3 protein-coding genes are annotated in these 2,897 nt (G+C 66.7%); 2 read left to right on the top strand and 1 reads right to left on the bottom strand.

Annotation, left to right across the window (positions count from 1 at the left end; all coding sequences use genetic code 11):
- Together ADBZ5N_RS18385 and ADBZ5N_RS18390 are read left to right on the top strand one after the other, a co-directional pair.
- The coding region (locus tag ADBZ5N_RS18385) for an HD domain-containing protein (protein WP_526259961.1) at positions 1-599 on the top strand (599 nt) is incomplete at its 5' end.
- 49 nt (positions 600-648) lie between these two features.
- The gene (locus tag ADBZ5N_RS18390; protein ID WP_526259963.1) at positions 649-1,077 is read left to right on the top strand and encodes a pyridoxamine 5'-phosphate oxidase family protein; all 429 of its coding nucleotides are present in this window, start codon (positions 649-651) and stop codon (positions 1,075-1,077) included.
- Positions 1,078-1,153: 76 nt separating this feature from the next.
- On the opposite strand, the gene ADBZ5N_RS18395 is transcribed toward ADBZ5N_RS18390, so the two are convergent.
- On the bottom strand, positions 1,154-2,572 hold the full coding sequence (locus tag ADBZ5N_RS18395; protein WP_526259965.1) for a hypothetical protein: 1,419 nt from the start codon (positions 2,570-2,572) through the stop codon (positions 1,154-1,156).
- Positions 2,573-2,897 lie beyond the last annotated feature (325 nt).

A 2,897-nucleotide genomic window follows, 5' to 3' on the forward strand; every position in this document is an offset into this window, starting at 1 on the left:
AACTCATCGCCCGCCACACCGCCGACCCCGGCGCGACCGGGGCCGGGCAGCGGTTGCTGCACGCGTGGGCCGACCCGCGCCGCACCTACCACTGCATGGCGCACCTGCGCGACGTCCTCAGCAGGGTCGACGAACTCGCCGCCTACGCCGACGATCCCGACGCGGTCCGGCTCGCTGCCTGGTACCACGACGCGGTGTACGCCGGTCTGCCCGACGACGAGGAACGCAGCGCCCAGTTCGCCGAAGGCGACCTGACCGAACTCGGCGTTTCCCCGGCGATGGTCAGTGAAGTCGCCAGGCTGGTCCGGATGACCGTCACCCACGACCCGGCTCCCGGCGACCGCAACGGCGAGACGCTTTCCGACGCCGACCTGTCCGCGCTCGCGGTTCCCGGCGAGCAGTACCGCCGCAACACCGCGGACATCCGCGCCGAGTACACCCACATCCCCGACGAGGTGTTCCGTAAGGGCCGCGTGCAGGTCCTGGTCGCCCTGCTGGAAAGCCCAGCCCTGTTCCGGACCGACCACGGCCACCGGCAATGGGAGGACGCTGCCCGGGCAAATATGCGCGCCGAATTGGCCGACCTGGGCGGCGGTTGAGGGCCTTGTGCCCTTGCGCTGCGGCCGCCGCCCGGACACCATGTGCCCCATGGCGAATGACCCGATAACCGTCCTGGATGACCATGAGGCGTGGAACCTGCTGTCCAGTGTGGCGCTGGGCCGGCTGGTGACCTACTTCGGTGGCCAGTTGGAGATCTTCCCGGTGAACTTCGTGGCCCAGAAAGGCAGTGTGCTGTTCCGCACCGCCGAGGGCACCAAGCTGTTCACCACCGTGATGAACGACAGGGTGCTGTTCGAAGCCGACGACCACACCGTCGCCGAAGGTTGGAGCGTGATCATCCGCGGCACCGCAAAGATGCTCAGCAGCGCCGAGGACATCCGTGAGGCTGATCAGGCCGGGCTCATGCCATGGGTGCCAACGGAGAAACTGCGCTACGTCCGCGTCACGCCGACCGAGATCAGCGCCCGGCGGTTCCGATTTGGGGCCGCACCCGATCAGGGGCATGTTCCCGGGTAAAAACCTGTTGCGCAACGGAAAACGCCCGGGTCCCTGGATGGGGGAGGACCCGGGCGTTCGCCGTTAACGCTGGCGACTAGCTGGCGCCCCGCCGGTCGCTGCCGCCGGACCGCTCGGTGTCGTCGGCGGACTTGTCACTGTCCGCCGCCCCGGGACCGGAATCCTCGGCCGCAGGGGTGGCTGCCTCGGCTGGCTCCGACTCGGAAGCCTCGACTGCCCCAACCGCAGCCACGATCTCAGCGATGTCCTCGACGGCCGGTGCGGGGTCCTCCGCCACCACCTCGGCGACGGCGGGTGACGACTCCTCGACCGACGCCTCCGTCACGGCCGGGGCCGGGATATCTACCGGCGCAGCCAGCTTGGCGGCCGCCGGTTCAGCCGCGACCGGCGGCGGTGCCGGCGGGGTCACCACCAGTTGCTCGCCGAGGAACTGACCCAGGCCGACGACCGATCCCGCCCAACCCACGGGGACACCATCAAATTTCGCCACGCCCAACGGCGATGGGACCCCGGCAGCGACGCCGTCGAACCCCACGCCACCGGAGTACTGCGTGGGCGGGTCGTCGGGATCGGTCAGTGACCCATTAGAGGGAGTAGAGGTGAGCAGGCCGCCGAGATTGATGCCGATGTATTCGACGGGCAGCGGCAGGATGCTGGTGACGATCGCGGTCAGGTCAAGAAAGCCCGCGCCGTTGAGCACTCCGTTGGTGACATTGGCCGGGATGTTTATAAGTTCGTTGATCGCGCCAATGACGTCGCCGGCTTCGAAGAACTCACCAACCGCTGTGAAGCTGCGGGTCAAGACGGCCAAGGGCGCCAACAACGGTCCAAGGAGTCCTACTAGCTGGCCGCTGTAATGGGTGTTGAGGAAATTCAGGATCGGGGCCGCTTGCACGTAGGCGCAGTTGCCGTCGTTATAGCAGGCCGGATCCGTTTCGGCCTCGGGAAGGAACTCAAAAACAAGCAAACTCTGGGCGAGGGCCTTTGGAGAGTTTGATCCGGTATCGGAGGCGTACTCGCCGACGGGAAGTGGCACCGGGTCGGGTACGGCGGGTGGTGCTGCCAGGGGGAGTTGGGTTCCCGGATCCCACGGCGCCTGGAAGAAGGTCTGGATGTTGCCCCAGATCTGCTCGGGGATGAGGTCACCTTGACCGTTCTCCAGCTCAGCGGCATAGGTGCCCAGGTTGGCCACGACGGCCTGCAGCAGCGGGAACGGCTTCTGCAGGTAGAACTGAACCAGCGTCTCGATGTTGGCCGCCGCCGTCTCGAAGGTCTGGACCCACGGGGTGATCGGGTCGATCGTGGAGGCGGCCAGTTCCACCGCGAGGGTGCTGATGACGCGTTCCGGTGCGAGTGCGATCTGGTTGGGAATCGGCTGGACCGGCGCCAGCGCCAAGGCCCCCACCCCGAGGGCGGCGATCCCCGCGGTGAGGTACGTGCGCGCGGTTACGTTAGTGGATGAGGTCCGCGTGTGCGGGTGGGCTGTTTGAGGCATCGTTGACCTTCCCTGTCATGCCGATCTGGCTGGGAAGAAGATAGATGCTTTGCCCGTGAATCCTTTGCTTAATTCGAGTAAATCCGGTAATCCGGAAGTTTCCGCCTGTTCCGGGGACCCGACGGCAGCCACCCGCACTGCGCAACGGAAACGCCCGGGCCCTGGAAGGGGGCGGGCCCGGGCGTTTCCATCAGTGAGTAGCCGTCCCGCCCTCGGCGTGGGGGCATCTCGGCGATGTCCTCGACGGCCGGGGCGGGGTCCTCCGCCACCACCGAGAGACTTCGCAGCAAAACACTGATATTTGTCACAGGTATCGGGATTCAGT

Origin of the sequence: Mycobacterium sp. (genome assembly GCF_044370595.1) — a bacterium.
Taxonomy (GTDB): domain Bacteria; phylum Actinomycetota; class Actinomycetes; order Mycobacteriales; family Mycobacteriaceae; genus Mycobacterium.